Below are 22,242 nucleotides of genomic sequence, written 5' to 3' on the forward strand. Positions count from 1 at the left end.
AACCTTTTCATCCTTGAGGATGTTAACGATGTCAGGGATATACTTGGTAGCCGCCTCTCCCAGGTTGCCCAATGCCAATGCCGCACTGCCACGAACATTTGAGTCAACCTTTTCATCCTTGAGGATGTTAACGATGTCAGGGATATACTTGGTAGCCGCCTCTCCCAGGTTGCCCAATGCCAATGCCGCACTGCCACGAATATTTGAATCTACCTTTTCATCCTTGAGGATGTTAACGATGTCAGGGATATACTTGGTAGCCGCCTCTCCCAGGTTGCCCAATGCCGATGCCGCACTGCCACGAATATTTGAATCTACCTTTTCATCCTTGAGGATGTTGGCGGCTTTCTGGGCAATTTTCTCCGGTTTTTTAAGCAGAATTTTTAAATCTTGCGGCTTATATTTAGCTAATTGCTCAAAAGCATATTGCTTGACTTTGGGGTAGCTGTCGTCAAGGGCTGCTACTATGCCGTCAATCTGCCACTGTTGCGGTTTGGGTTTGGGGGTTTCTTTGGCGCTTACCCAAGGTAGACAGAGGAGAAAGGAGAAGATAAAGGCTAAAGCATAAAGGATAAAGGGAGAAGGCTTGTTGCTGTGGCGGGGTGTGGTGAGCATAATTTGGGGCAAGGCGGCAGACTATACGCGGTTATGGGTATAATATCAGCCTTGCAATTCCTAATTCCTGATTTAGAGCCTTTAATGTTCGTGGGCGAGTATTAAATATTCATCGCCGAATCTTTGATATTCATCGCCGAATCTTTGATATTCATCGCTGAATCTTTGATATTCATCACTGAATCTTTGATATTCATCGCTGAATCTTTGATATTCATCGACGAATCTTTGATATTCATTAACGAAGCTCTGAGGTTCATCGACGAAGCTCTGATATTCATCGACGAATCTTTGATATTCATCGACGAGTATCAAAGACTCATTTAACGTAAATTTGACAAACCTCTCGCTGCCGTGAACTAAAATTCAAGTCTGTCTCTCTTCGAGTTGGAGCTACAGTGTATACACAAGTCAAAAATAGTAGTCTGTCAAGGAATAATTGACGAGTACATTCTTTGTAGAGACGGCGATTTATCGCGTTTTTTTAATGTGTCAGTCTTTTAGACGCGATAAATCGCGTCTCTACATGAGGAACTGGGAATGTTTACAGGCTATGAATCAGATGCAGCTTTGGCAGGTTTATTTTTTATAGCTTTAAAGCGATCGCCTAATTGTTCAGCTATAGTTTTTAACCCTGGAGTTTTCTTAGCAGCTGTCTTGACGTAATCATAAACTGTCAAGCTGCTACCCATTGCTTCGCTACCGACTGCCATTAGGGTATCATCTACTTGCTCTGTCAGTTGTCGCAGTCCAATCAACAGTTCGGTGAGGTTAGCGGCTAGTTGATAATCCCGGATAAACTCATCTAAATCAAAGCTGGCTGGTAAGATTTCTTTGTTAGACTGGGCAGCAATCAGGCTAGTGTTGACAAAAGCGAGTCTTTTATCGCCCATCTTAAATAACTTGCGTCGTTCTTCTACACTCAGGGTTACGAGAAAAGGCATCTTTGCTTGGATAGTCGCAAAGGCTGCTTTAATTTCTTGGATATCTGCTGGAGAAAGGGAAGCGGTGATGTTTTGGTATGCCATTGGTTATTTACTGTGGTAAATCTGTTTGTTATGATTCCCACTGAGAAATGCGATCGCACAGTATTTAAGGAAGGGGGAGTAGGGAAATTAACCTCTCTGGTGTACACACAAGTCGAATTACCCCCCTTAATCCCCCCTTGGAAAGGGGGGAAATAAGAGCATCTAGTTCCCTCCCCTTTACAAGGGGAGGGTTAGGGTGGGGTAAAACCTTGGTTACTCAGCTATTTCAGACTTGTGTATACACCGTAGCCTTTACAAGGGGAGGGTTAGGGTGGGGTAAAACTTACGCTGTAAGGAAGCAATACGATTTGGTTAAGAAGACGCGATAAATCGCCGTCTCTACAATTAATTATTAACGCGATGATTTCTTACCAGAGCCATCGCGCAGTGTATGCATAATCCAAGTTTGAAAGTTGTCAATGTAACTAAATATCACTGGCACTACCACCAGTGTCAACAGAGTAGAAGTTGTGAAACCGCCCATAATGGCAATTCCCATCGGTTGGCGAACTTCAGAACCCGCGCCAATTCCCAATGCTAAGGGCAGAATCCCGGCGATCGTTGCAAAAGAAGTCATTAAAATTGGGCGCAGACGTGACACACCTGATTCAATAAGTGCCTGACGTTGGGTTTTGCCTTCTTGCATATTGATGATGGTATAGTCAACCAACAAAATTGAGTTTTTAGTGACAATCCCCAACAGCAACACAATCCCAATCAGGGCATATATTCCCAAGGGTTTTTGAGCAACCATCAACGCTACCAATGCGCCGCCTAAACAAAAGGGTAAGGCTGCCATAATCGATAATGGATGGAGAAAGTTGTTATACAGCAGCACCAGAATTGCATAGATACACATTAATCCCAGTCCTAATGCACCGCCAAAGCGACCGAAAATCTCTTGCATAATTTTGGCACTGCCTGATGGTTGCTGTACTACTCCTGGCGGTAAGTTTTGCATCGCAGGTAGTTGGTTGATTGTTTCTACTGCCTCTCCTAAAGAAAGCCCTTGCAAATTGGCTTCTACGGCTACTTGACGGGCGCGATCGTAACGGTTGATGGTAGCAGGGCCGCTACCAAAACGGATATCTGCCACTGCTATGAGGGGAACCAATCTACCATTTTGACTGGGGACTTGCAGATTTGTGATTGTGTTAATGTCAGCCCGCGCTTGCGGATCGATTTGCACGCGAATGGGGATTTGGCGATCGCTTAAATTAAATTTTGCCAAGTTGGCTTCATTATCACCGATGGTGGCAAGGGAAGCAGTCCGAGCGATCGCTTGCACTGTTACACCCAAATCTGCTGCCCGTTGCGGGTTGGGAATTACCAAAATCTCTGGTTTGACTAAACTTGCCGTCGAAGCCACTTCTACCAATCCAGCTAGCGATCGCATCTGCTTTTCTAGGGCATCAGCCGCTTGATTTAATGCTTCGGGATTTTCACTTCTGAGGACAATTGATAAAGCTTTCCGACTGTCACCCGGTGACTGACTTTGAAAACTAATTCTAGCTCCTGGTATTTGCTCGAAGGAAGGACGCACTTGTTCCTCAAACTGTTTTTGGGAAATATTTCGTTCCTCTCTGGGTTTGAGATTAATCGCAAGGCTGGCAGAATTGATCTCTTCTGTTGCTAGTACACGTTCAACTACTGGATTTTGCCGGATGATATCAGTTGCTTGTGTGACTACCTTGTTAACGTCTTCTAACGTGGAACCAGGAGGAAGTTCTATAGATACATTAGAAATTCCAAAATCACCATCATCAACAAAACCCTTGGGAATTAAGGGAACCAGCATCGCACTGGCAATGAAGAAAGCTAATGCGATCGCCATTGTTGTCAATCTATGGCGTAACGCCCACTGTAAAAGCGATCTATAAGGTTGAAAGCCTTGACGCTTTTCATCTCCAAGTTTTCTACTTCCGTTCCCACCACCTGGAAGTGTAAATTTAAAATTAAAAATTTTTATGACTCCCCTCTGCCCCTCTGCCCCCCGGTCACTGAGCGTAGCCGAAGTGTGCCCCTCTGCCCTTCGGTCACTGAGCGTAGTCGAAGTGTGCCCCTGTGCCTCCTTTAAAAGATACGCCCCCATCATCGGCGTAACCATCCGCGCCACAAGAGTTGAGAAAATTGTGGAAACGGCAACGGTAACGCCAAATGGTTGAAAAAATTGCCCCGGAATCCCACCCATAAAGGCAACGGGCAGAAACACTGCAATAATTGTCGCTGAACTTGCGATTACCGCTAATCCTACTTCGTCGGAAGACTCAAAAGCCGCTTCCCAAGCAGACTTACCCATAGCGATATGCCGTTCCATATTTTCAATTTCCACAACGGCATCATCTACCAAGTTGCCCACCGCTAGCGCTAATGCCAACAAAGTCATGTTGTTGAGCGTGTAACCAAGGGCTTGCTGCACTGCGAAGGTGGGAATTATTGATAGGGGCAAAGCAACAGCGGTAATCAATGTTGCTCGCCAGTCCCGCAAAAACACTAAAATAACGATGACCGCCAGCACCGAAGCTTGAATCAATTCATCAATGGTGCTTTGGTAAGATTGGCGGACAATATCGGCTCTAGTAAAAATTAAATCCAGTTTGACATCTGGAGGAAGGGTTTTTTCCAGTTGTTTGACTGCTGCTTTCACTCCTTCTTCCACTGTCACCAGAACGCTGCCAGTACTACGTAAGACTTGAAAAGCTACCACGGGTTGATTATTTAAACGGGCGGCTTGGCGTACATCACCAAATTTATCTTCTACAGTTCCCAGACTAGATAACGGTACAGAACCACCTTGTGGTAAAACGATTTCGTAGGTTTTCAAAATATCCACACTGGTGGCACTTCCTAATGTGCGGATACTTTGTTCGCTACCACCAACTTCGGCACGTCCGCCAGGTAAGTTAATGTTCAAAGCGCGGATTTGGTCGTTTACCTGAGTGGCGGTGATCGCTAGAGATTGTAAGCGATCGGGATTAAGATTAATGCGAATTTCTCGGTCAACACCACCCACGCGCTGAATTTGTGCTACACCACGAACTCCCAATAAGGCGCGGCTAATAGTTTGGTCTACGATATTGCTTAATTCTTCTACAGAACGCCGATCTGATTTAACTGCGTAGGTAATCACCGGACCGCCGGAAAATTCTAGGCGTTCCACAATGGGGTCGTTGATATCTTGGGGTAAATCTTGACGAATTTGAGCGATCGCATTTCTAACATCATTGGTGGCGCGATCGCTATCTGTACCCAAAACAAAATTGATTGTCGTCTTAGAATTCCCATCGCTGACGGTGGAAATCATGTAATCGATATTGCCCAACCCTGCCACAGCATCTTCAATTTTTTTCGTCACTTGGGATTCTAGTTCTGCTGGGCCTGCACCTGGTTGGGTGACTTTGATCAAAACTGTTGGCACATCAATATTTGGGTTAGTATCAATCCCCAAGGACATGAAGGAAAACCAACCGACAACCGTCAAAATTAAAAATAAAACTATCGTGGGAACAGGTTTTTTTATCGACCAGGCTGAGATATTAAAAGACATTGGGAAATTTTAGATTTTGGATTTGTCATTTGTCATTGGTCATTAGTCATTTGTCACTTGTACTGAGCGTAGTCGAAGTATTGGTTATTTTTCCCATTCCCCATTCCCATTCCTTTCAACTTGCAACTCGAACCTTATCGCCATCTTTGAGATAGCCTGCACCATCAACGACAACGCGATCGCCTAACTGTAACCCACTCTTGATTTCTACTGTGTCGTTATTACCAGGATCTCCTAACTCTACTTTCTGGCTACGGACGGTATTTTCACCCGATAAGATGAATACAATTACACTTGCGTCAGCTTGGGACTGCACTGCTTTTTGTGGGACTACCATTTTCATCCCTGAGTCAGTAGTAATTGCAGCACTAGCAAACATTCCTGGTTTAAGTAAAGTTGTTGGCGGCAAGTCAATTTTTACTGTCGCTTCCCGTCTTTGATCGTTCAGTTGTGGTTGTATATCTCTAACTCGTCCCTGCGATCGCACCCGCCGATCGACATCAGAAGTAATTTGCACCGATGCGCCAATTTTCACCTGATTTAATTGAGTTTCGGGCACCTTCGCCTGAAGTTCTAACTTTTCATCTCGGATAATCGAAAATAGTTTTTGTGTGCCACCAATCACAGTTCCCACCTGGGTTTGCGGCGGTACACCAGTCACATCACCGACTCTAGCCAGTTTCTCCGCAATTACTCCCGCAACCGGCGCACGTACCACAGTTTGTCCTAACTGAGTTTGCAGTTGTTGCACCTTAGCAGCACTGCTTTTGACATCGGCTTTGGCTTTGTTGACGATCGCTTGGGCGTTATTAATATTGGCTTGGGCGCTGCCGATATTAGCCTGGGCACTGCGTATATTTTCTTGGGACAGGTTCACAACTTCTATGGCAGTTTTCACATTGTAGGAACGAGTATCAAGTTCTTGTTTGCTAATCGTCCCAGAGTCAGCGAGTTGTTGATAGCGCTGATAATTCTTGCCTGCTTCCTCCAACCTTGCCTTAGCTTGAGCTAAATCGGCTTGTCTTTGCTGGACTATTGCTTTATTTGATGCCAAATCTGCTTGTTTCGATACCACATCTGCCTGCTTGGATGCCACATCTGCTTCTTTCGATTCCACATCTGCTTTTGCTTGGCTAATTTGGCTTTGCAGTATGGAACCATCTAACACCGCCAACACTTGACCTTGTTTGACAAAAGCTCCTTCTTTGACATTTGCGGGGATGCTTTTAATTTGTAAACCGTTTGTTTGCGGTAGCACCGGAATTAAATCACTCGCGGCTACAGTCCCAGTCGTTTTAAGGGTACGGACAACGCGGGCGGTTTCTACTGTGGCGGTAGTAACTGTCATCGCCGGGTTAACTTTTTTATCCGCTACTCCACTTTGTTGACGGGATGGAGAACGATTTAATACACTCATCCCAACCAAGGCAATCGCGATTCCTAAACCAGTACCCAAGAATAATGGCTTCAACCATGCCCTGGTTTGTTTTTGATCTGATTTGCTTAAAAAACTCCTATCTTCAGAGGTTATAGCTTCTTCCACCTCGACTTCTGAAAGACTTTCATCGCTCACAGTTTCACCTCTACTTGCTGTCTATGCATACCAAAGCTTGGTATTTTCTTAAGAAAACTTGAAGTTTATTTACTTCGATAATCAACTATGACGCATTTCATAGTAAATGTCTTTGATCTGCAATTGTATATAATACAACTTTGCTACCGAGAGAAATTACTATCAAAAAGCGATCGTAAATTTTATGTAGATTATGATACAAAAAATTCTCTCATCTCATAGAGCTACTCTATGTCACACACCATCTGTATTTAGATCACTGTCAACCATGCTTAAATATGAAAAACTAATATAGCTCATTTAGATTTATCTAAGTTAGAATTGAAAGTATTTATGTTCCTTGCTATACTAAGAAATTATTTTTATACGTAAGCAATCATTTCTCTAAAGCCTTTGTGTTGCCAGGAAGTCATGTATCCAGGCATAAATAAAGCTAGCGTCTACAGCTACACGTGAGTTACAAAGGAGCAAACTCCATTGCCTAGCTACACGTGAGTTACAAAGGAGCAAACTCCATTGCCTTACATTCCAGCAAGGGTGGCCTTGATTCTGGAATTTTGAAATCAAATCAATAAAAAATTGGTATTTACCAGAGAAAGCAGATATGTTCAATGCCACTGAAATTTTAATTGATGCCTTTGTAAATGAAATTCGAGACGGCTACCGTCGCACTTATGGCTGCTTTAAAAATGATTATCAGGACATTATCGCCTGGGCGGGTAACATGGCTTTGGAAAACATTGCCAATAGCGATGCTCTTTACCACAATGTTGAACACACTGTCTTAGTCACCCTAGTGGGACAAGAAATTTTACGTGGCAAACACATCAGGGAAGGCGGTGTTTCTAGTGAAGACTGGTTGCATTGTATTATTTCTTTAGTCAGTCATGATATTGGCTATGTTAAGGGAGTTTGCCGACAAGACCGAGAAACAGCAAACTTATATTCCACAGGTAAAAATGGCAGAATGATTTCTGTGGCGGCTGGCGCTTCTGATGCCAGTCTGACGCCGTATCATGTTGATAGAGCCAAACTGTTTATTGATGAGCGTTTTGGAGGTCACAAGTTAATCGATGCTGAGGCAATTAAGAGCAATATTGAATTGACTCGATTTCCCGTGCCGGCGGCAGAAGATCATCAAGATACAAAGTGCTTTGCAGGATTAGTGCGTGCTGCTGATTTGATTGGTCAACTAAGCGATCCACGTTACCTGAAGAAAATTACTTCTTTATTTTACGAATTTGAAGAAACTGGTGTAAATAAAGTTTTGGGCTATAAAACCCCTGCCGATTTGCGTAACAACTACGCTAAGTTTTACTGGAATGGCGTATATCCTTATATCCAAGAAGGACTGCATTATTTATCATTGACACAACAGGGAAAACAAATTCTCGCCAATCTCTACTCAAACGTGTTTGTTGTGGAACATGAAAAACAACAGGAAGAACAGCAGCGGTATTTAGAGCAGTTAGCAGTTAAGAGCTAAGAGTTAGGAGTTGGGAGTTAGGAGTTTAGGAGTTTAGGAGTTGAAAATTATTAATCATGAGTTATGAATTAAGATAAAAACTTAATAACTCATAACTCCTAACTTATAACTCCTAACTACTATGGATTGGTGGCGACGACTTAAGAAAAATCCTTTGGCACGATTTGGGGCCATTTTGCTGTTAATTTTCTATATAGGAGTAATTGCAGCTGATTTCGTAGCTCCTTATGACCCCTATGCTTCACAGCCTAATGGTTCACTGCTGCCACCAACGAAGATACGCTGGGTTTCTCAATCAGGGCAGTTTGTCGGGCCTTATGTTTATCCGACAACTCAGGGAGATACAAATTTAGATACAGGCGATCGCCAACTCATTGTAGACTCGACAAAGCCTTCACCCCTGCGTCTATTTGTCTCCGGGCCAGAATACCGATTGTTGCAGATGAGTTTGCCATTACCCCCGAAGTGGGATGAAGTCACAATCTTTGGTGGTATCCCCTTAAATTGGCATTTATTTGGCACAACAACTGGCGTCAAAGTCAATATTTTGGGCACTGATGACCAAGGCCGCGACCAATTTAGTCGCTTGCTGCACGGCGGTCGCATCAGTATGTTTATCGGGATTTTTGGCATTATCATTACCTATCCCCTCGGTTTGCTCATCGGGGGAATTTCTGGCTATTTCGGCGGTGTGACTGATAGTGTCATTATGCGTTTGGCAGAAGTGTTAATGACTTTCCCTAGTATTTATCTTTTGGTAACATTGGGCGCAGTCTTACCAGCGGGTTTGAGTAGTACCCAGCGCTTTTTGCTGATTGTGGTCATTACTTCGGTGATTAGCTGGGCTGGTTTAGCACGGGTCATTCGGGGACAGGTGCTATCACTTAAAGAGCGAGAATTTGTCCAAGCAGCGCGGGCAATGGGCGCGAACCCACTTTATATCATCCTCCGCCACGTTTTGCCGCAAACGGCTAGTTATGTAGTTATCTCTGCGACTCTTGCAATTCCCAGCTTTATTGGTTCTGAGGCAATACTGAGTCTCATCGGCTTGGGAATTCAACAACCAGACCCTTCTTGGGGCAATATGCTTTCTCTGGCTAGCAATGCTTCAATTTTGGTACTGCAACCTTGGTTAATTTGGCCGCCGGCTGTGCTGATTATCCTCACAGTGTTGGCATTTAATTTACTCGGTGATGGACTGAGAGATGCACTTGATCCTCGTAGTTTAAGAAGATAAGCCCTCAATAATAGCAAATGCGATCGCTAAAATAACAAATGCGTACTCCGAAATAACAAATGCGTACTCCGAAATAACAAATGCGTACTCTGAAATAACAAATGCGTACTCCGAAATAGCAAATGCGTACTCCGAAATAGCAAATGCGTACTCCGAAATAACAAATGCGTACTCCGAAATAGCAAATGCGTACTCCGAAATAACAAATGCGAACGCCGAAATAGCAAATGCGTACTCCGAAATAGCAAATGCGATCGCTCTAATCTACTGTTGCAAAACCCAACGGCGGAACAGTTCTACCATAATCCGCCAGTTTCCCTGAGTTTCCTCAACTACATCATGACGCTTCAGAGTATTCAGCGCTTCCTGTAAATCGGCATCGTTCATACCTGTAGATTGAGCTAAGGCATCCAGACTTAGCCCTTCTGGGTGAGGTGCAAGCACTTGTACAATTGCTTGTTGACCCTCAGCACCCCGCGCCGCCTGACCCCAAACTCCATCAAAATAGTAGCGTCCCCGCTTGAAAAACTCAGGGTCATTGATAACTGCTTCCACATCTTCCACTGTGAAAACTGGCTCACGCGATCGCCCTTGCTCAAAAACAAAGTCATTGTAGCGGCGCACTAGCTGAAAACCCAGCAGTTGCACTAAATATGGTTGACCATGTGTCAAAGCATAAATTTCATCTAAGGCTTCCGGGATGTAGTCGAGGGGGAAGTCTTCATTTCTTGGGTTAGCGAGAATTTGGCGAGTAGCTGCACGTTCTTGAAAGCCTACATGAATAGGAATGACGCTGGCAAAGAAGGGTTGAAAATAATCTGCTGTCATTTCTTCTAAAGTGTGCAAACCAGCAAAGGCAAAAGCGATTTTAGAACTCATTTGCACTAAACCGCGCAGAAAACCCATAAAGTCGATAGGGATTTTTTTCGCTTCTATTAAATCTTCAATTTTCTCGAATTCGTCTAAGGCGATGATTAACCCACCGTCTAGGTTTGCTTCCACCTGTTTTAAATAACGTTCAACAGTCCGATAGGGGAGATTTAGTAAATCAGCGTCAGTTGGTGGTGGAAGTTTTACAGTTTGAGAAATTTCATCACAAATTGCCATTAGTACTTCACCCACACCTTGGGGGCTATCTCCCAAACGTAGCAAGTTGACATAAGCTAGCTGGATTTGTGAACCTAGACAGTTAGCAGCGTTAAGCAGAATAGAGGTTTTTCCCATCCGCCTGTGACCGTAGAGAACTACAGACTGGAGTTGATTACCCATCACCCAGAGTTCTTCTAATTGTCTGATGATATCTTCTTGCCCAATAAAGAGATGACCTTGAACCGGATCGCCTACAACATAAGGATTAACCACAGGCTTGGTGATGGAAATTTCTCCCACTTCACCAGTGATTTGTAAAAGGCTTTCTTTCCAAGTTTGAGCGATATCTATGATTAACCCTTGCTCTGCTTGTGGCAGGGTGTCGGCTTGATTTAGGGTTTTGATGAGTTCGCCTAATGCTCGATTGAGAGCTAAAGACCTGGCTGAACGTGAGACGCTGCGGTTAATAAACTGCACATCCTCAACAACTCGACGCAAATTAGCAAGCACTTTCCAGGTGACTGGACGTAAAAGCGGTTCCTGTGGAAAAGGAGGAACTTGGATAGCAGCAATAGAGGCAAACTTTTGAGCTTTGTTAAACGCTGCTAGAGTTTCAGCAAGGGTATATATTTCCTCACCGTAAAGTAGAGAACGCACTACTTTAAAAGCCTTTACTGCTCTAACCGATTCTTTTTCATGTAGATGCCAAAAACCAGCCGCAGCAGCACGAGCAGGAGTATCTAAGCGAGTATCTGTGTTAAGACGAGCCTGTAAACTTTCTTGCCAAGAATGAGGAAAGAAAAAAAACCAGGAGAAGGAAAAGAAGTCTTTGATAAACGTTGACTTTAGGGTTTCATCTAGAGAAGCTGAAGCAAAGCGTACTATCTTCCAATCAAAAGGATTTGCCGCCAGTCGAGAGACAGTCCAAATAAGTCGGTCTGAGGGGATTTTGGCAAGTACTCTATTGACTGCTTGGACAACAGGAATGAATTGTAGGGTATATGCCAGCAGTTCATTAGCATTATGTAAACCTGTTTCCCAATCATTTTGCAACCAATTTTGCAAGCGCCAAACAAGATTAGGAAGAGGAAGCGGAGTGATGCGGGGGAGTAGCCAACTACTGTTTTGAATTGTCCACAAGTTTAAAGGTGAGCCAATAAGCCAGGTTTCTAGACGCAGTACCGCCACGCCTTCCGTCGCGGCAAATGCCACGCCGAACACCATGCCGAATGCCACGCTGAACGCCACGCCGAACATCACGCCGAACATCACGTCTATCGTCACATCTACCACCACGCCTCCCACCACGCCTCTCACTACGCCTACAGCCACGGTGAACGCTACAGTGAACGCCACGCCGAGCGCCACGCCGAGCGCCACGCCGAACGCCACGCCGAACGCCACGCTGAACGCCACACCGAACGCCACACCGAACGCCACACCGAACGCCACGCCGAACGCCACGCCGAACGCCACGGTAAACGCCACGCCGAACGCCACGGTGAACGCCACGCCGAACGCCACGCCGAACGCCACGCCGAACCAGTTAATGTAAACATTTGCAGTCTGAAAAATTAGACCTATAGCTACAGGTGTAATTACTGTTAAAACTAATCCTTGAAAAAGTAACTGACGTTGGACAGCATTTTGACGGAATAACTCCCATCCCTTCCGCCAATTCATTTCCCCTTCAGGAATATACCCACCCCCGAATCTGTCCACATACCACCGCAAAGCTTGCGGAAAGAAAAATACCCAGTACAGCAGGTGTAGATAATCCAAAGGATTCCACAGAGAGAGGGGACGCCTCAACTTGGGCGCTAAGTTTAAACGCGGTACAGGAGGTTGTTGGATCATAATTGAGTTTTCATCGTCTGTATGTACCGTGAATAGATTTGATGACACGAATACATAAGTCGCTGGGGGTGTCCGCAACTTTCTTTGATTAGTTGAATGATTTCCTCTTCTGTAAAACTAACCTGAGTATTCATTAAACGACTGCGAATAAATCCACGGACTATATTTTCGTCCCAAGGCTGGATAATTTCTTCAATGCAAACGCCTTGGAAGGGTGAAGGATTATCTCGACTATCAGGAAATAAAATGTCTAGGTGTTCGCTGGCTGTAATCACCAAGCGCAGAGGTGGGTTAGCCTGTCCGTCAGCTAAACCACGCAGTTGTTGGCGCAAGTCTCTGGTAAAACCCTTCCAAGTCATTTGTTCTACTTCATCTAATAACAGCAATAGTTGCTGTTGTTGTAAATTACGAATTAATTGCCGACCCCTCTCGACAGGCATCTGAACTTTCTCGCAGAGTTCATCATAAAAGTCATCGTCGTTAAAAATTAGGCTTAAGTTAAGATAAATTGCTTTGCGGGGTTTGAGCAATCGATGTTGTGCTTGTTGATAAATAGCTTGGAGTAGAGAAGACTTACCGATTTTTTTCTCTCCAATCAGTGCTACACTACTGCCGCTGTTTAGGGTTTCAAATATCCTTGTAATGTCTCTTTCCCGACCGTACAGTAGATGCTGGTCAGTGATGATGTCATTCAGGGGAGTAAATGGGTTATCTGTGTAAGTAGGGACAGAATCAACAATCTTATAATTTTGTGTTTCCAGCCATTGCGAATACTTATTTTTTAACCAAGCTAGAAATTTTATATCTTTGCTTCTACTACTTTTATGATTAAATTCCAGAAATCCTTCGCGGTCTTGCTGGGGAGCAAATCGTCGGTTATATATCGTCCACATTTGCCTCCTCACAGTCTCTGCTGTGTCGGGAAGTTGCTTATTTTTTAATGATTGGTCTGCAACCTGATTATTGTTGTTAACAGTGTTCTCATCAGGAAACTTTGCCAGAAAAATCTCTTGTTCTGTAGGGCTTAAACCATACTGACGAAATACATCCATTACGAGAAAGGTTTGCCAAGAACTCATATTTTTGCCATTATCCTCAACACCTTGGCAAGCTAATTTGCACTTCTAGACTTTAAGCAAACAGAATTTAAATATACCATTTTCCAGATATCTAAAAATGCGGAAGAATTTTTCCGGTAATTTTTTTGTTAACCGGAAAGGCTTTTCTGGGACTTTATTCCAAGCAAAATATATGCTGTTGTCAATGGTTATTTATTAATAAAACTGATTTTGAGGAGGTAAATTACTATGAGAGTCTCAACTGACAACGTAATTGTGCCATTGACAGTGGCTATCATAGGCTTGATTGGCGTTTTGGGTGCTGCTTGGATTGCGGTAAACGGAAAGACTAATACTGAAGCTCATATTTCTCCTACTTCTGATTCAGAATGCAATCAAACTTCTGCAACGAAAGTATGCATTTCTCACCTCACTGTACAGTTTAATAGCAACGAACCTCAGCAACTTAAAAATCGCGATCGCATATCTCTAAAAGCTGGAGATACTCTAAGATTATCAAATCTAACCTATTGCATACCATCTAAAGCTCTAGTCAATCGACTAGAAGTCAAAAGTTATCTGTTTCCAAATGGAGTTGAGAATTATAAAAATGGTCTTTTCACTCCTAGTACCTTCCCGATTAATGCTGGTTGTAATAATATTGGCAACTTCCAAAAAACCTGGAAGATTCAAGCAGGACAGCATCGAGTCATCATACCTATCGTCAAATATGTTGGCAGCATCAGAATTGCTGACGATAGTTTCTACTTTATCTTGGATGTCGGATAGTAATATAACCTTTTACTAATACCGAATCCGCGGATCTACATAAGCATTTAAAATATCAATTAAAATGCTGGCACTCACAACGATCGCACCAAAAAAGACTAGCACTCCCTGGACTGTGGGATAATCGCGATCGGCGATCGCTTGATACAATCGATTTGCTAACCCAGGCCAAGAAAATGTTACCTCTGTCAAAATCGCCCCACCCAACAGAGATGCAAAAGTTAATCCCAAGACTGTAATAACTGGTATTAGCGCATTTTTTAAAGCGTGGGAAGCTAAAATCTTATTTTCACCAATACCTCTGGCTCTAGCAGCTTCTACATAATCTGCTTGCAAGGTTTGCTTTAAATTCACTCGCACAATTCGCTCAAAAATTCCACTGAGCAAAATTCCTAGTGTGAGACTTGGTAGAGCCAGATGGTGCAAAGATGCAAAAAACTGGGTGAAATTTCCACCGAGTAAGCTATCAATTGTATACAATCCAGTGACAGGAGTGGGAGCCGGGAGATTGGGCGGAAAGCGGTTGGAATTGGGAAACCAACCCAATTGGACTGAGAAAATCAACTGCAAAAGCATTCCCGCCCAAAACATCGGAAGTGCGTATGTGATGATACCAAATAAGCGCCCGCCGACATCAAAATATGTCCCAGGACGAGAAGCCGAAAGAGTCCCAACCGCAATTCCGACGATGAGTGCAACCGCCATACTACATACTGCTAACTCCACCGTCGCCGGGAAATATTGCCCAATTATGTCCCAAACATTTTGTCCGCGACTCATTAAAGAAGTTCCCAAGTCAAAGCGCAGTATGCTTCCCAAATAATTTAGGTACTGTAGCCACAGAGGAAGATTTAAACCGAGTTGTTTTCGCAATTCTTCTTTGGCTGCTTCTGGCGCACGTCCACCAAGAATTGCATCTGCTGGATCTCCTGGTGTTGCTCTTAGTAAGAGAAATACAATGGTGATGATAGTTAATAGCTGAAGTGGCGCAAGAAGCAACCGAGAAACAATGTAATATTGTAATGCTTTAGAACGAGACATAAGTAATTTAAAGTTTAAGATTCAAAATCCACTTTTGGAAACTATAGCGGTTCTCGTTTGTATGCAATACATTTTGACCTCTCTCCAAACCTCTCTCCTTTTAGGAGAGAGGCTTTGAATCTTACTCCCCTTCCCTTGAAGGGAAGGGGCTGGGGGTTAGGTCTGTATTCCATGCAATTGAGAACTGCTATATTTTAGCTATCAACCAGATATATATTGAACAATAAGTTTTTATCGAATAGTCAAAAGTCAATAGTCAAAAGTCAATAGTCAACAGTGATTACTAATGACCAATGACTAATGACCAATGACTACTTTTGAAGTGTCTGGTAAACCAAAATTTGGGTAGGGTTAAGTTTTACGCCATTAACACCATTTCGGGCAAATACATAGTCTTTGTTTTGCCATAAGGGAACGTAAGGTACATCAGTAGTAACTTGCGTTTGAATTTCTGCAAAAATTTTCTGACGTGCTTCGGGGTTTTGTTCTTTGCGTTGCCCATCAATCAGTTTATTTATGGCTTCGTTATAGTAGAACGAACCCTGAGTTTGACTGCCTCCATCTTCGCATCCTTTAGCAATTGAGCCTTTGTCGCAAGATAAAAACGGCTGGACGTAATTATCTGGATCTAAAAAGTCTGGATACCAATCAAGTAAAGCTGCCGGATACAAACCTTTGGCAATGTCTTTAAAGAAGGCAGGCCCTTCCGCTTGAGTAACTTCAAATTGCAGTATTCCATCCATTTTGACATCCACAAGAGATTTGAGTGTCTGTGCTGCCAAACTCCGAGTAGGCGAACTAGAAGGATACCAAACTTGCACTTTTGCAGGATTTTCTTTGGAAAAGCCAGCAGTAGTTAATAATTTTTTAGCTTGATCGAAGTTAGCATCGCCATATTTATCTTTGAATAATGGCACAGAAACTTTAAATGTTGTGGGAATCATGCTATAAAGCGGATCTGCTTGACCAAGTAATACTCGCTCATTTAAAAGCGGACGGTCAATTATGGATGCGATCGCTTGTCTTACCTCTAATTTATCTAAAGGCTTTTGATTCCGGTTTAATACCAGATAACTTACTACACTACCTTCAGCTGCGATCGCTTGCCAATCCCCTTTTTTCCCACCTTCTTCTAAACTGCGATTTTGATCTGGTTGCAGCGACAGATAAGCTACATCCACTGCACCTGTACGGAAAGCATTAAACAAATTAACTGGACTAGTTTGAATTTGGAGATTAACACCCTTGTTAGCTGGTTTTTCTCCCCAATATTTATCAAACACATCAAATCGGATGGAATCAGTACCATACTGTCCTAATTTGTAAGGGCCAGTTCCTACAAAAATATTCGGTTTGAATTTACCAGCGCCGACTTCATAAGCTTTTGGCGAAACTGCACAAATTCCAGGAAATGCCAGCAGTGAAGGAAATGCTGCAAAGGGCTTTTTCAACTTGATGGTTAACTCATACTCGCTTGTAGGTTTTATCGAATCTACTATATCAGCTAGTAAGAATGAGGGTTTTCCTTTATTTTGAATAAAGCGGTTGATGGTAAAGGCCATTGCTTGAGCGTTAAAGGGAGTCCCATCGTGAAAAACGACTCCCTGACGTAAGGGGATGGTATAAGTTAAGCCGTCTTGACTGACTTTGGGTAATGCTGTGGCTAATTGGGGTTTAATTTCGGTGCTTCCTGGTTCGTAGTTATAGAGGCGATCGCTCATATTAAACACCAAACCTAAAGATGCTAACTCATAAGCATCAGCCGGATCAAGAGTTCTGGGCTTGGCTGTTGTACCGATAGTAATACGACCATCACCTGTAGGGGTATTTACAGAACCGGATGGCGGCGTAGTTTGCTGCGAACGAGGAGCGCAACTAACAACTAAAAATAAACATAGACAAAACAAAGATAGGAATTGTGTAATCCGACCCCACCGTTTCACGGACAAGGAAAACCAGGACATAGCAATAATATATTTGATATCAGCGGTCAGTAATCTTACTACATTTGTGACTATTGTGCTAAATCTTCATAAATATAGAAGATAGTGATTATATTGGTTCTTTTAGGATGCAGCACGCGCTTTGGTTAGCAATATCTACGCCTAAGGTTAAGTTTATTGCTACTGTGACGATATATACGACGAGCTACATTTACACACTATATTAATTTGTTACAAAAATAGATTAAGAGACTGACAAATAAAAAAATATCCAATTAACTCCTGTGGGGTGGGCATCTTGCCATTGGTGTCAACTTAACGCGAAACCGCTTGTCCGCCGGGAATTGAAATTCCCGTCTCATAGCTAAAGTCATCTGAAGATGACTAAATAGCGCCAAAAATCTCCAGTCTACTTCAGTAGACTTAAGCTATTAGCCCGAAAATTTATTTCCGGGCGGGCATGGAAGCCAACAGATAAGCTATTTCCAGCTTAAGTTGACACCAATGGCATCTTGCCCGCCCTATGTACTGGGCGGGCAAGATGCTCACCCCACAATATTGATTGGATAATTTATTTCTTGGAGTTCCCTAAAGTGGGTTTCTTGCGTACTGAAAAATTTTTATTTAATTAAGATTTTCAACATAGGCTGAATTTGTCGTAGATTCATAGTTACGAGGAACTTAAGCTTTGACCTTAGCCTAAGTAGTGTATATAAAGACTTTGCCTGTTGCTGCTTGGGCACAGACACCGATAAAGCGTTTTATCGTCAACATTAGCTGTATTGTCAAAAAGAAGAGTGTTTGAACATCAGCGACTAAAGCGATCGCGATATCGTTAACAGCAGATTGAAAGTCGAAATAGTGAGACTAAGACCGTGAAGTATTTCTTTCTATCTGAGGGATGGGCAGTTGCTAGAGTCTGGGCATCTGATGGACTCTGGCAAATAACTGCATGGCGACGCCAACCAGATATTCAGCGAATGAATATTTGTTTAGTCGAAGAAAATGAATTGCTCTGGCTTTATCGAGTTGAAGAAGCCGTTTTAACCGTGGAAGTCAAGCCAACAACACCAGTAATTGGTAGTCAGACCATCGGTCAAGTAGTACTCAAGCGTCTGATGAGCGCCGAACAGGTAATCGAACGCCTGGGTACAGCCGAGGCGAAGTGTCAACTGCAAAATATCCACTTGGTGGTTCAGTAGATAGTGGGCATGGGGAGCAGAGGGGCAGAGGGGATAAAACTTATTACAACTTCTCTTCTCCCCTGCTCCTCTGCTCCCCTGCTCCCCTGCTCCCTTGCTCCCCTGCTCCCCTGCTCCCCTGCCTCCCCAGTCCACGTAAAGAAAAGATAAGAAAATTTAATCCCCGACGGGTATTGGTAGCGAAAAAACTTGGAGATGCTACGCGATCGCATCAATTTACACGCTTGCAAACAATTCCATCAATAGTTACACTTTTTAAAACATTCTCATTTTTGCTTGGCGATGGCTACCCTAACATAGGTAAACCTCCCGAAGCGAGTAAGCATTGCCAAAGCACCCACTCTGTCTGAATTATTAAGACTAAGCGGTGGTGATACTCTGGCTCTGGCAATAACAAAAAACAAGAGAGAGTTTTATGAGTGGCGATTTTCGTCTCTCATAACCTCAGTAAGAAAATTGCTTTGTAAACTAACTCATCGAGGAGGAGCGTAGTCGATGGGACTACCCTGGTACCGAGTACATACAGTCGTTCTGAATGATCCAGGGCGACTGATTTCTGTACACCTAATGCACACAGCCTTAGTAGCAGGCTGGGCTGGTTCGATGGCACTCTACGAACTAGCTGTTTTTGACCCTAGCGATGCAGTTCTCAATCCGATGTGGCGTCAAGGGATGTTCGTCTTGCCGTTCATGTCACGTTTGGGCGTCACTCAATCTTGGGGTGGTTGGAACGTTACTGGTGGGCCATCAACCGATCCTGGCTTTTGGTCATTTGAAGGCGTTGCTGCCGCTCATATTGTTCTTTCCGGTCTGCTGTTCCTAGCCGCCGTATGGCACTGGGTTTACTGGGATTTGGAACTTTTTAGAGATCCCCGCACTGGTGAACCTGCCCTAGATTTGCCAAAAATGTTTGGCATTCACCTGTTCTTATCTGGTCTACTTTGTTTTGGATTTGGTGCTTTTCACGTCACCGGACTATTTGGGCCGGGGATATGGGTTTCTGACGCCTATGGTATAACTGGCGCAGCCCAGGCAGTAGCACCAGAATGGGGGCCAGATGGCTTTAACCCCTATAACCCTGGTGGCATTGCGGCTCACCACATTGCCGCTGGTGTTGTTGGTATTATTGCAGGCTTATTCCACCTGACAGTTAGACCCCCCGAACGGCTCTACAAAGCCTTGCGGATGGGGAACATTGAAACAGTACTTTCTAGCAGTATTGCAGCAGTCTTCTTCGCTGCTTTCGTGGTTGCTGGTACTATGTGGTACGGTAACGCCGCCACTCCCATCGAATTGTTTGGCCCTACCCGCTATCAATGGGATCAGAACTACTTCCGTCAAGAAATTCAGCGCCGCGTCCAAACAAATGTTGCCCAAGGTGCAAGCCTTGAGCAAGCTTGGTCGCAGATTCCTGAAAAATTGGCTTTCTACGATTACGTCGGTAATAGCCCCGCGAAAGGTGGTTTATTCCGTACAGGGCCAATGGTGAAGGGTGATGGCATTGCCCAATCTTGGCAAGGTCACGCCGTATTCAAAGATTCTGAAGGACGAGAATTGACTGTACGTCGTCTCCCCAACTTCTTTGAAACCTTCCCAGTGATTTTGACTGATGCAGATGGAATTGTCCGCGCTGACATTCCCTTCCGTCGGGCAGAATCTAAATATAGCTTCGAGCAGTCTGGTGTTACCGTTAGTTTCTACGGTGGCAATCTGAATGGTAAGACCTTTACAGAACCAGCTGATGTGAAGAAGTATGCCCGTAAGGCTCAAGGCGGTGAAATCTTTGAATTTGACCGGGAAACCTTGAACTCTGATGGTGTATTCCGCACCAGTCCTAGAGGTTGGTTTACCTTTGGACACGCCGTATTTGCTCTGCTGTTCTTCTTTGGTCATCTCTGGCATGGCGCTCGGACAATCTACCGAGACGTATTTGCTGGTGTTGACGCGGATCTTGAAGAGCAAGTTGAGTGGGGTCTATTCCAGAAAGTGGGTGACAAGTCAACCCGCCGGAAAGAAGCCCTTTAATTTCAGTGCTGAGTAAAGAAGTGCTGAGTTCCGAGTTAAGGCTCTGACTCAGCACTTAGCACTCAGCACTCAGAACTTTCTTTAATTACTGGCTGGATAAAGAGGAAATCGTAATAATGGAAAGCGTTGCGTACATCTTGATTTTTACTCTGTGTATAGGTACTCTCTTCTTTGCGATCGCATTTCGCGAACCCCCTCGCTTTGAGAAACCAAAAGATAAGTAGATCCTATCCACAGACTTTTAAGCGGATTTAATCTTAATATCCGTTGCTACTAAGTATGGTGGCAACGGATATTATTGTGTTCGTCCTTTGTTGGTTTTTACTACTAAGTAAATGACAAATCATTTTTATATTGTGATATAATTTCCAATCTTGGGAGTAGATATGTGTTAATGCTAGCTTTTCTGCGCTAGGATGAAAAAGGATGTTTTATGTAAACTGCCATAGTACTGCTTACATAACGCATCGCGCCTGTCGCACCACCTTTACGGAGACTAGAACCAGGAACAAATCAGCATGGTCAATCAGAATTTAACCGCTACAGAAATTGGATTCACTCACGAAGATTTCGCTGCTCTACTTGACAAATACGATTATCATTTTAGCCCTGGTGATGTTGTCCCAGGAACAGTTTTCAGTATAGAGCCGCGCGGCGCTCTGATTGACATTGGTGCTAAAACCGCAGCATATATTCCTATACAAGAAATGTCTATTAACCGGGTGGATAGCCCGGAAGAAGTATTACAGTCAAACGAAACGCGCGAATTTTTTATCCTTACCGATGAAAACGAAGATGGTCAATTAACTCTTTCCATTCGCCGTATTGAATATATGCGGGCTTGGGAACGCGTGCGGCAGTTGCAAGCAGAAGATGCTACTGTCCGTTCTGGCGTATTTGCAACCAATCGCGGTGGAGCATTGGTACGGATTGAGGGATTACGTGGCTTTATCCCAGGTTCTCACATCAGTACCCGCAAACCTAAAGAAGAATTGGTAGGCGAGGATCTGCCGTTGAAATTCCTAGAGGTAGACGAAGAACGTAATCGCCTCGTTCTATCTCATCGTCGGGCGCTGGTTGAGCGTAAGATGAACCGCCTAGAAGTCGGCGAAGTAGTAATTGGTACTGTTCGTGGTATCAAACCCTACGGTGCTTTCATCGACATTGGCGGCGTCAGTGGTCTACTGCACATTTCTGAGATTTCCCACGAACATATTGATACACCTCATAGCGTGTTCAATGTCAATGATGAAGTGAAAGTTATGATCATTGACTTGGATGCAGAAAGGGGTCGCATTTCCCTATCTACCAAGCAGCTAGAACCCGAACCTGGCGACATGATTAAAAACCGGGATTTGGTCTACGATAAGGCAGAAGAAATGGCTGCTAAGTATCGCGAACAGCTATTAGCCAAGCAGCAAGGTGCTACTGCGGCGGCTGCACCTGCGGAAGTTGTTGCAGACGAAGATATTCCACCAGCAACGGAACTTGACGAAGATATTCCACCAGCAGCAGAACTTGAAGAAGATATTCCAGTAGTTGCGGAAATTGAAGCAGAGATTCCAGCAGCGACGGAAAATGAAGAAGAAATTCCAGCAGCGACAGAAACTGAAGAGGAAATTCCACCAGTTCCAGCAGCTATTGAAGAGTAATAAATTTTTTATAGTTTTACTTGTCTTTAAGTAAGAGTATTAAATCATTTTATAAAGAGGGTTTTTCCCTCTTTTTTTATGTGGAGAATCGGTAAAGTGA

The 22,242-nt window shown here is 43.7% G+C and carries 16 protein-coding genes; 7 read left to right on the forward strand and 9 right to left on the reverse strand.

Features of this window, described 5'->3' with window-relative positions:
• From V7K61_RS01585 to V7K61_RS01605, 5 genes are all read right to left on the reverse strand, one after another.
• The coding region (locus tag V7K61_RS01585) for a HEAT repeat domain-containing protein (RefSeq protein WP_335050340.1) at positions 1-615 on the reverse strand (615 nt) is incomplete at its 3' end.
• A 101-nt stretch (positions 616-716) separates the two neighbouring features.
• Positions 717-917 (reverse strand): hypothetical protein, encoded by a 201-nt coding sequence (locus V7K61_RS01590; RefSeq protein ID WP_335050342.1) that lies wholly within the window; start codon positions 915-917, stop codon positions 717-719.
• A 249-nt stretch (positions 918-1,166) separates the two neighbouring features.
• Complete coding sequence (locus tag V7K61_RS01595; protein WP_334954601.1) at positions 1,167-1,643, reverse strand: hypothetical protein; 477 nt, start codon at positions 1,641-1,643, stop codon at positions 1,167-1,169.
• 352 nt (positions 1,644-1,995) lie between these two features.
• Positions 1,996-5,190, reverse strand: coding sequence for an efflux RND transporter permease subunit (locus V7K61_RS01600; RefSeq protein ID WP_335050344.1), 3,195 nt, complete (start codon positions 5,188-5,190; stop codon positions 1,996-1,998).
• Between the two features lie 115 nt (positions 5,191-5,305).
• On the reverse strand, positions 5,306-6,763 hold the full coding sequence (locus V7K61_RS01605) for an efflux RND transporter periplasmic adaptor subunit (protein WP_335050346.1): 1,458 nt from the start codon (positions 6,761-6,763) through the stop codon (positions 5,306-5,308).
• Between the two features lie 604 nt (positions 6,764-7,367).
• Between V7K61_RS01605 and V7K61_RS01610 the strand changes: the two genes are divergently transcribed.
• Both V7K61_RS01610 and V7K61_RS01615 read left to right on the forward strand, forming a co-directional pair.
• Entirely contained in the window at positions 7,368-8,249 is an 882-nt protein-coding gene (locus V7K61_RS01610; protein ID WP_335050348.1) for an Npun_R2479 family HD domain-containing metalloprotein, read from the forward strand.
• 121 nt (positions 8,250-8,370) lie between these two features.
• Entirely contained in the window at positions 8,371-9,486 is a 1,116-nt protein-coding gene (locus V7K61_RS01615) for an ABC transporter permease (RefSeq protein WP_335050350.1), read from the forward strand.
• Positions 9,487-9,750: 264 nt separating this feature from the next.
• On the opposite strand, the gene V7K61_RS01620 is transcribed toward V7K61_RS01615, so the two are convergent.
• Both V7K61_RS01620 and V7K61_RS01625 read right to left on the reverse strand, forming a co-directional pair.
• Positions 9,751-12,432: an ATP-binding protein gene (locus tag V7K61_RS01620; RefSeq protein WP_335050352.1), complete on the reverse strand. Its 2,682-nt coding sequence runs from the start codon at positions 12,430-12,432 to the stop codon at positions 9,751-9,753.
• On the reverse strand, positions 12,429-13,511 hold the full coding sequence (locus V7K61_RS01625; RefSeq protein ID WP_335050354.1) for an ATP-binding protein: 1,083 nt from the start codon (positions 13,509-13,511) through the stop codon (positions 12,429-12,431). Before V7K61_RS01625 ends, V7K61_RS01620 begins: the two co-directional genes overlap by 4 nt.
• Positions 13,512-13,739: 228 nt before the next feature.
• Here V7K61_RS01625 and V7K61_RS01630 point away from each other — a divergent pair, with 228 nt between their 5' ends.
• Positions 13,740-14,279 carry a hypothetical protein gene (locus V7K61_RS01630; protein WP_335050356.1) on the forward strand — a complete coding sequence of 180 codons (540 nt, stop codon included), beginning with the start codon at positions 13,740-13,742 and terminating at the stop codon, positions 14,277-14,279.
• A gap of 15 nt (positions 14,280-14,294) precedes the next feature.
• Here the strand turns inward: V7K61_RS01630 and V7K61_RS01635 are convergent, their stop codons facing one another.
• Together V7K61_RS01635 and V7K61_RS01640 are read right to left on the reverse strand one after the other, a co-directional pair.
• Complete coding sequence (locus V7K61_RS01635; RefSeq protein ID WP_099103585.1) at positions 14,295-15,320, reverse strand: ABC transporter permease; 1,026 nt, start codon at positions 15,318-15,320, stop codon at positions 14,295-14,297.
• Positions 15,321-15,631: 311 nt separating this feature from the next.
• The gene (locus tag V7K61_RS01640) at positions 15,632-17,284 is read right to left on the reverse strand and encodes an ABC transporter substrate-binding protein (RefSeq protein WP_335050359.1); all 1,653 of its coding nucleotides are present in this window, start codon (positions 17,282-17,284) and stop codon (positions 15,632-15,634) included.
• An 854-nt stretch (positions 17,285-18,138) separates the two neighbouring features.
• Between V7K61_RS01640 and V7K61_RS01645 the strand changes: the two genes are divergently transcribed.
• From V7K61_RS01645 to V7K61_RS01660, 4 genes are all read left to right on the forward strand, one after another.
• Positions 18,139-18,465: a hypothetical protein gene (locus V7K61_RS01645; protein ID WP_289795423.1), complete on the forward strand. Its 327-nt coding sequence runs from the start codon at positions 18,139-18,141 to the stop codon at positions 18,463-18,465.
• Between the two features lie 495 nt (positions 18,466-18,960).
• The gene (gene psbB, locus V7K61_RS01650; protein WP_335050362.1) at positions 18,961-20,490 is read left to right on the forward strand and encodes a photosystem II chlorophyll-binding protein CP47; all 1,530 of its coding nucleotides are present in this window, start codon (positions 18,961-18,963) and stop codon (positions 20,488-20,490) included.
• Positions 20,491-20,606: 116 nt separating this feature from the next.
• Entirely contained in the window at positions 20,607-20,714 is a 108-nt protein-coding gene (locus V7K61_RS01655; RefSeq protein ID WP_084227385.1) for a photosystem II reaction center protein T, read from the forward strand.
• Positions 20,715-21,008: 294 nt separating this feature from the next.
• A complete protein-coding gene (locus V7K61_RS01660) occupies positions 21,009-22,142 on the forward strand; it encodes a 30S ribosomal protein S1 (RefSeq protein WP_335050364.1) in 1,134 nt (377 codons plus the stop codon).
• Positions 22,143-22,242 lie beyond the last annotated feature (100 nt).

The organism is Nostoc sp. (assembly GCF_036918015.1).
Lineage (GTDB): Bacteria > Cyanobacteriota > Cyanobacteriia > Cyanobacteriales > Nostocaceae > Nostoc.

Excerpts from the sequence above, each read along its gene's own strand:
- V7K61_RS01590 (WP_335050342.1), bottom strand. The coding sequence starts at position 917 with ATGAATATCAAAGATTCGTCGATGAATATCAGAGCTTCGTCGATGAAC.
- V7K61_RS01595 (WP_334954601.1), bottom strand. The coding sequence starts at position 1,643 with ATGGCATACCAAAACATCACCGCTTCCCTTTCTCCAGCAGATATCCAA.
- V7K61_RS01600 (WP_335050344.1), bottom strand. The coding sequence starts at position 5,190 with ATGTCTTTTAATATCTCAGCCTGGTCGATAAAAAAACCTGTTCCCACG.
- V7K61_RS01610 (WP_335050348.1), top strand. The coding sequence starts at position 7,368 with ATGTTCAATGCCACTGAAATTTTAATTGATGCCTTTGTAAATGAAATT.
- V7K61_RS01615 (WP_335050350.1), top strand. The coding sequence starts at position 8,371 with ATGGATTGGTGGCGACGACTTAAGAAAAATCCTTTGGCACGATTTGGG.
- V7K61_RS01620 (WP_335050352.1), bottom strand. The coding sequence starts at position 12,432 with ATGATCCAACAACCTCCTGTACCGCGTTTAAACTTAGCGCCCAAGTTG.
- V7K61_RS01625 (WP_335050354.1), bottom strand. The coding sequence starts at position 13,511 with ATGAGTTCTTGGCAAACCTTTCTCGTAATGGATGTATTTCGTCAGTAT.
- V7K61_RS01630 (WP_335050356.1), top strand. The coding sequence starts at position 13,740 with ATGAGAGTCTCAACTGACAACGTAATTGTGCCATTGACAGTGGCTATC.
- V7K61_RS01635 (WP_099103585.1), bottom strand. The coding sequence starts at position 15,320 with ATGTCTCGTTCTAAAGCATTACAATATTACATTGTTTCTCGGTTGCTT.
- V7K61_RS01640 (WP_335050359.1), bottom strand. The coding sequence starts at position 17,284 with ATGTCCTGGTTTTCCTTGTCCGTGAAACGGTGGGGTCGGATTACACAA.
- psbB (WP_335050362.1), top strand. The coding sequence starts at position 18,961 with ATGGGACTACCCTGGTACCGAGTACATACAGTCGTTCTGAATGATCCA.
- V7K61_RS01655 (WP_084227385.1), top strand. The coding sequence starts at position 20,607 with ATGGAAAGCGTTGCGTACATCTTGATTTTTACTCTGTGTATAGGTACT.
- V7K61_RS01660 (WP_335050364.1), top strand. The coding sequence starts at position 21,009 with ATGGTCAATCAGAATTTAACCGCTACAGAAATTGGATTCACTCACGAA.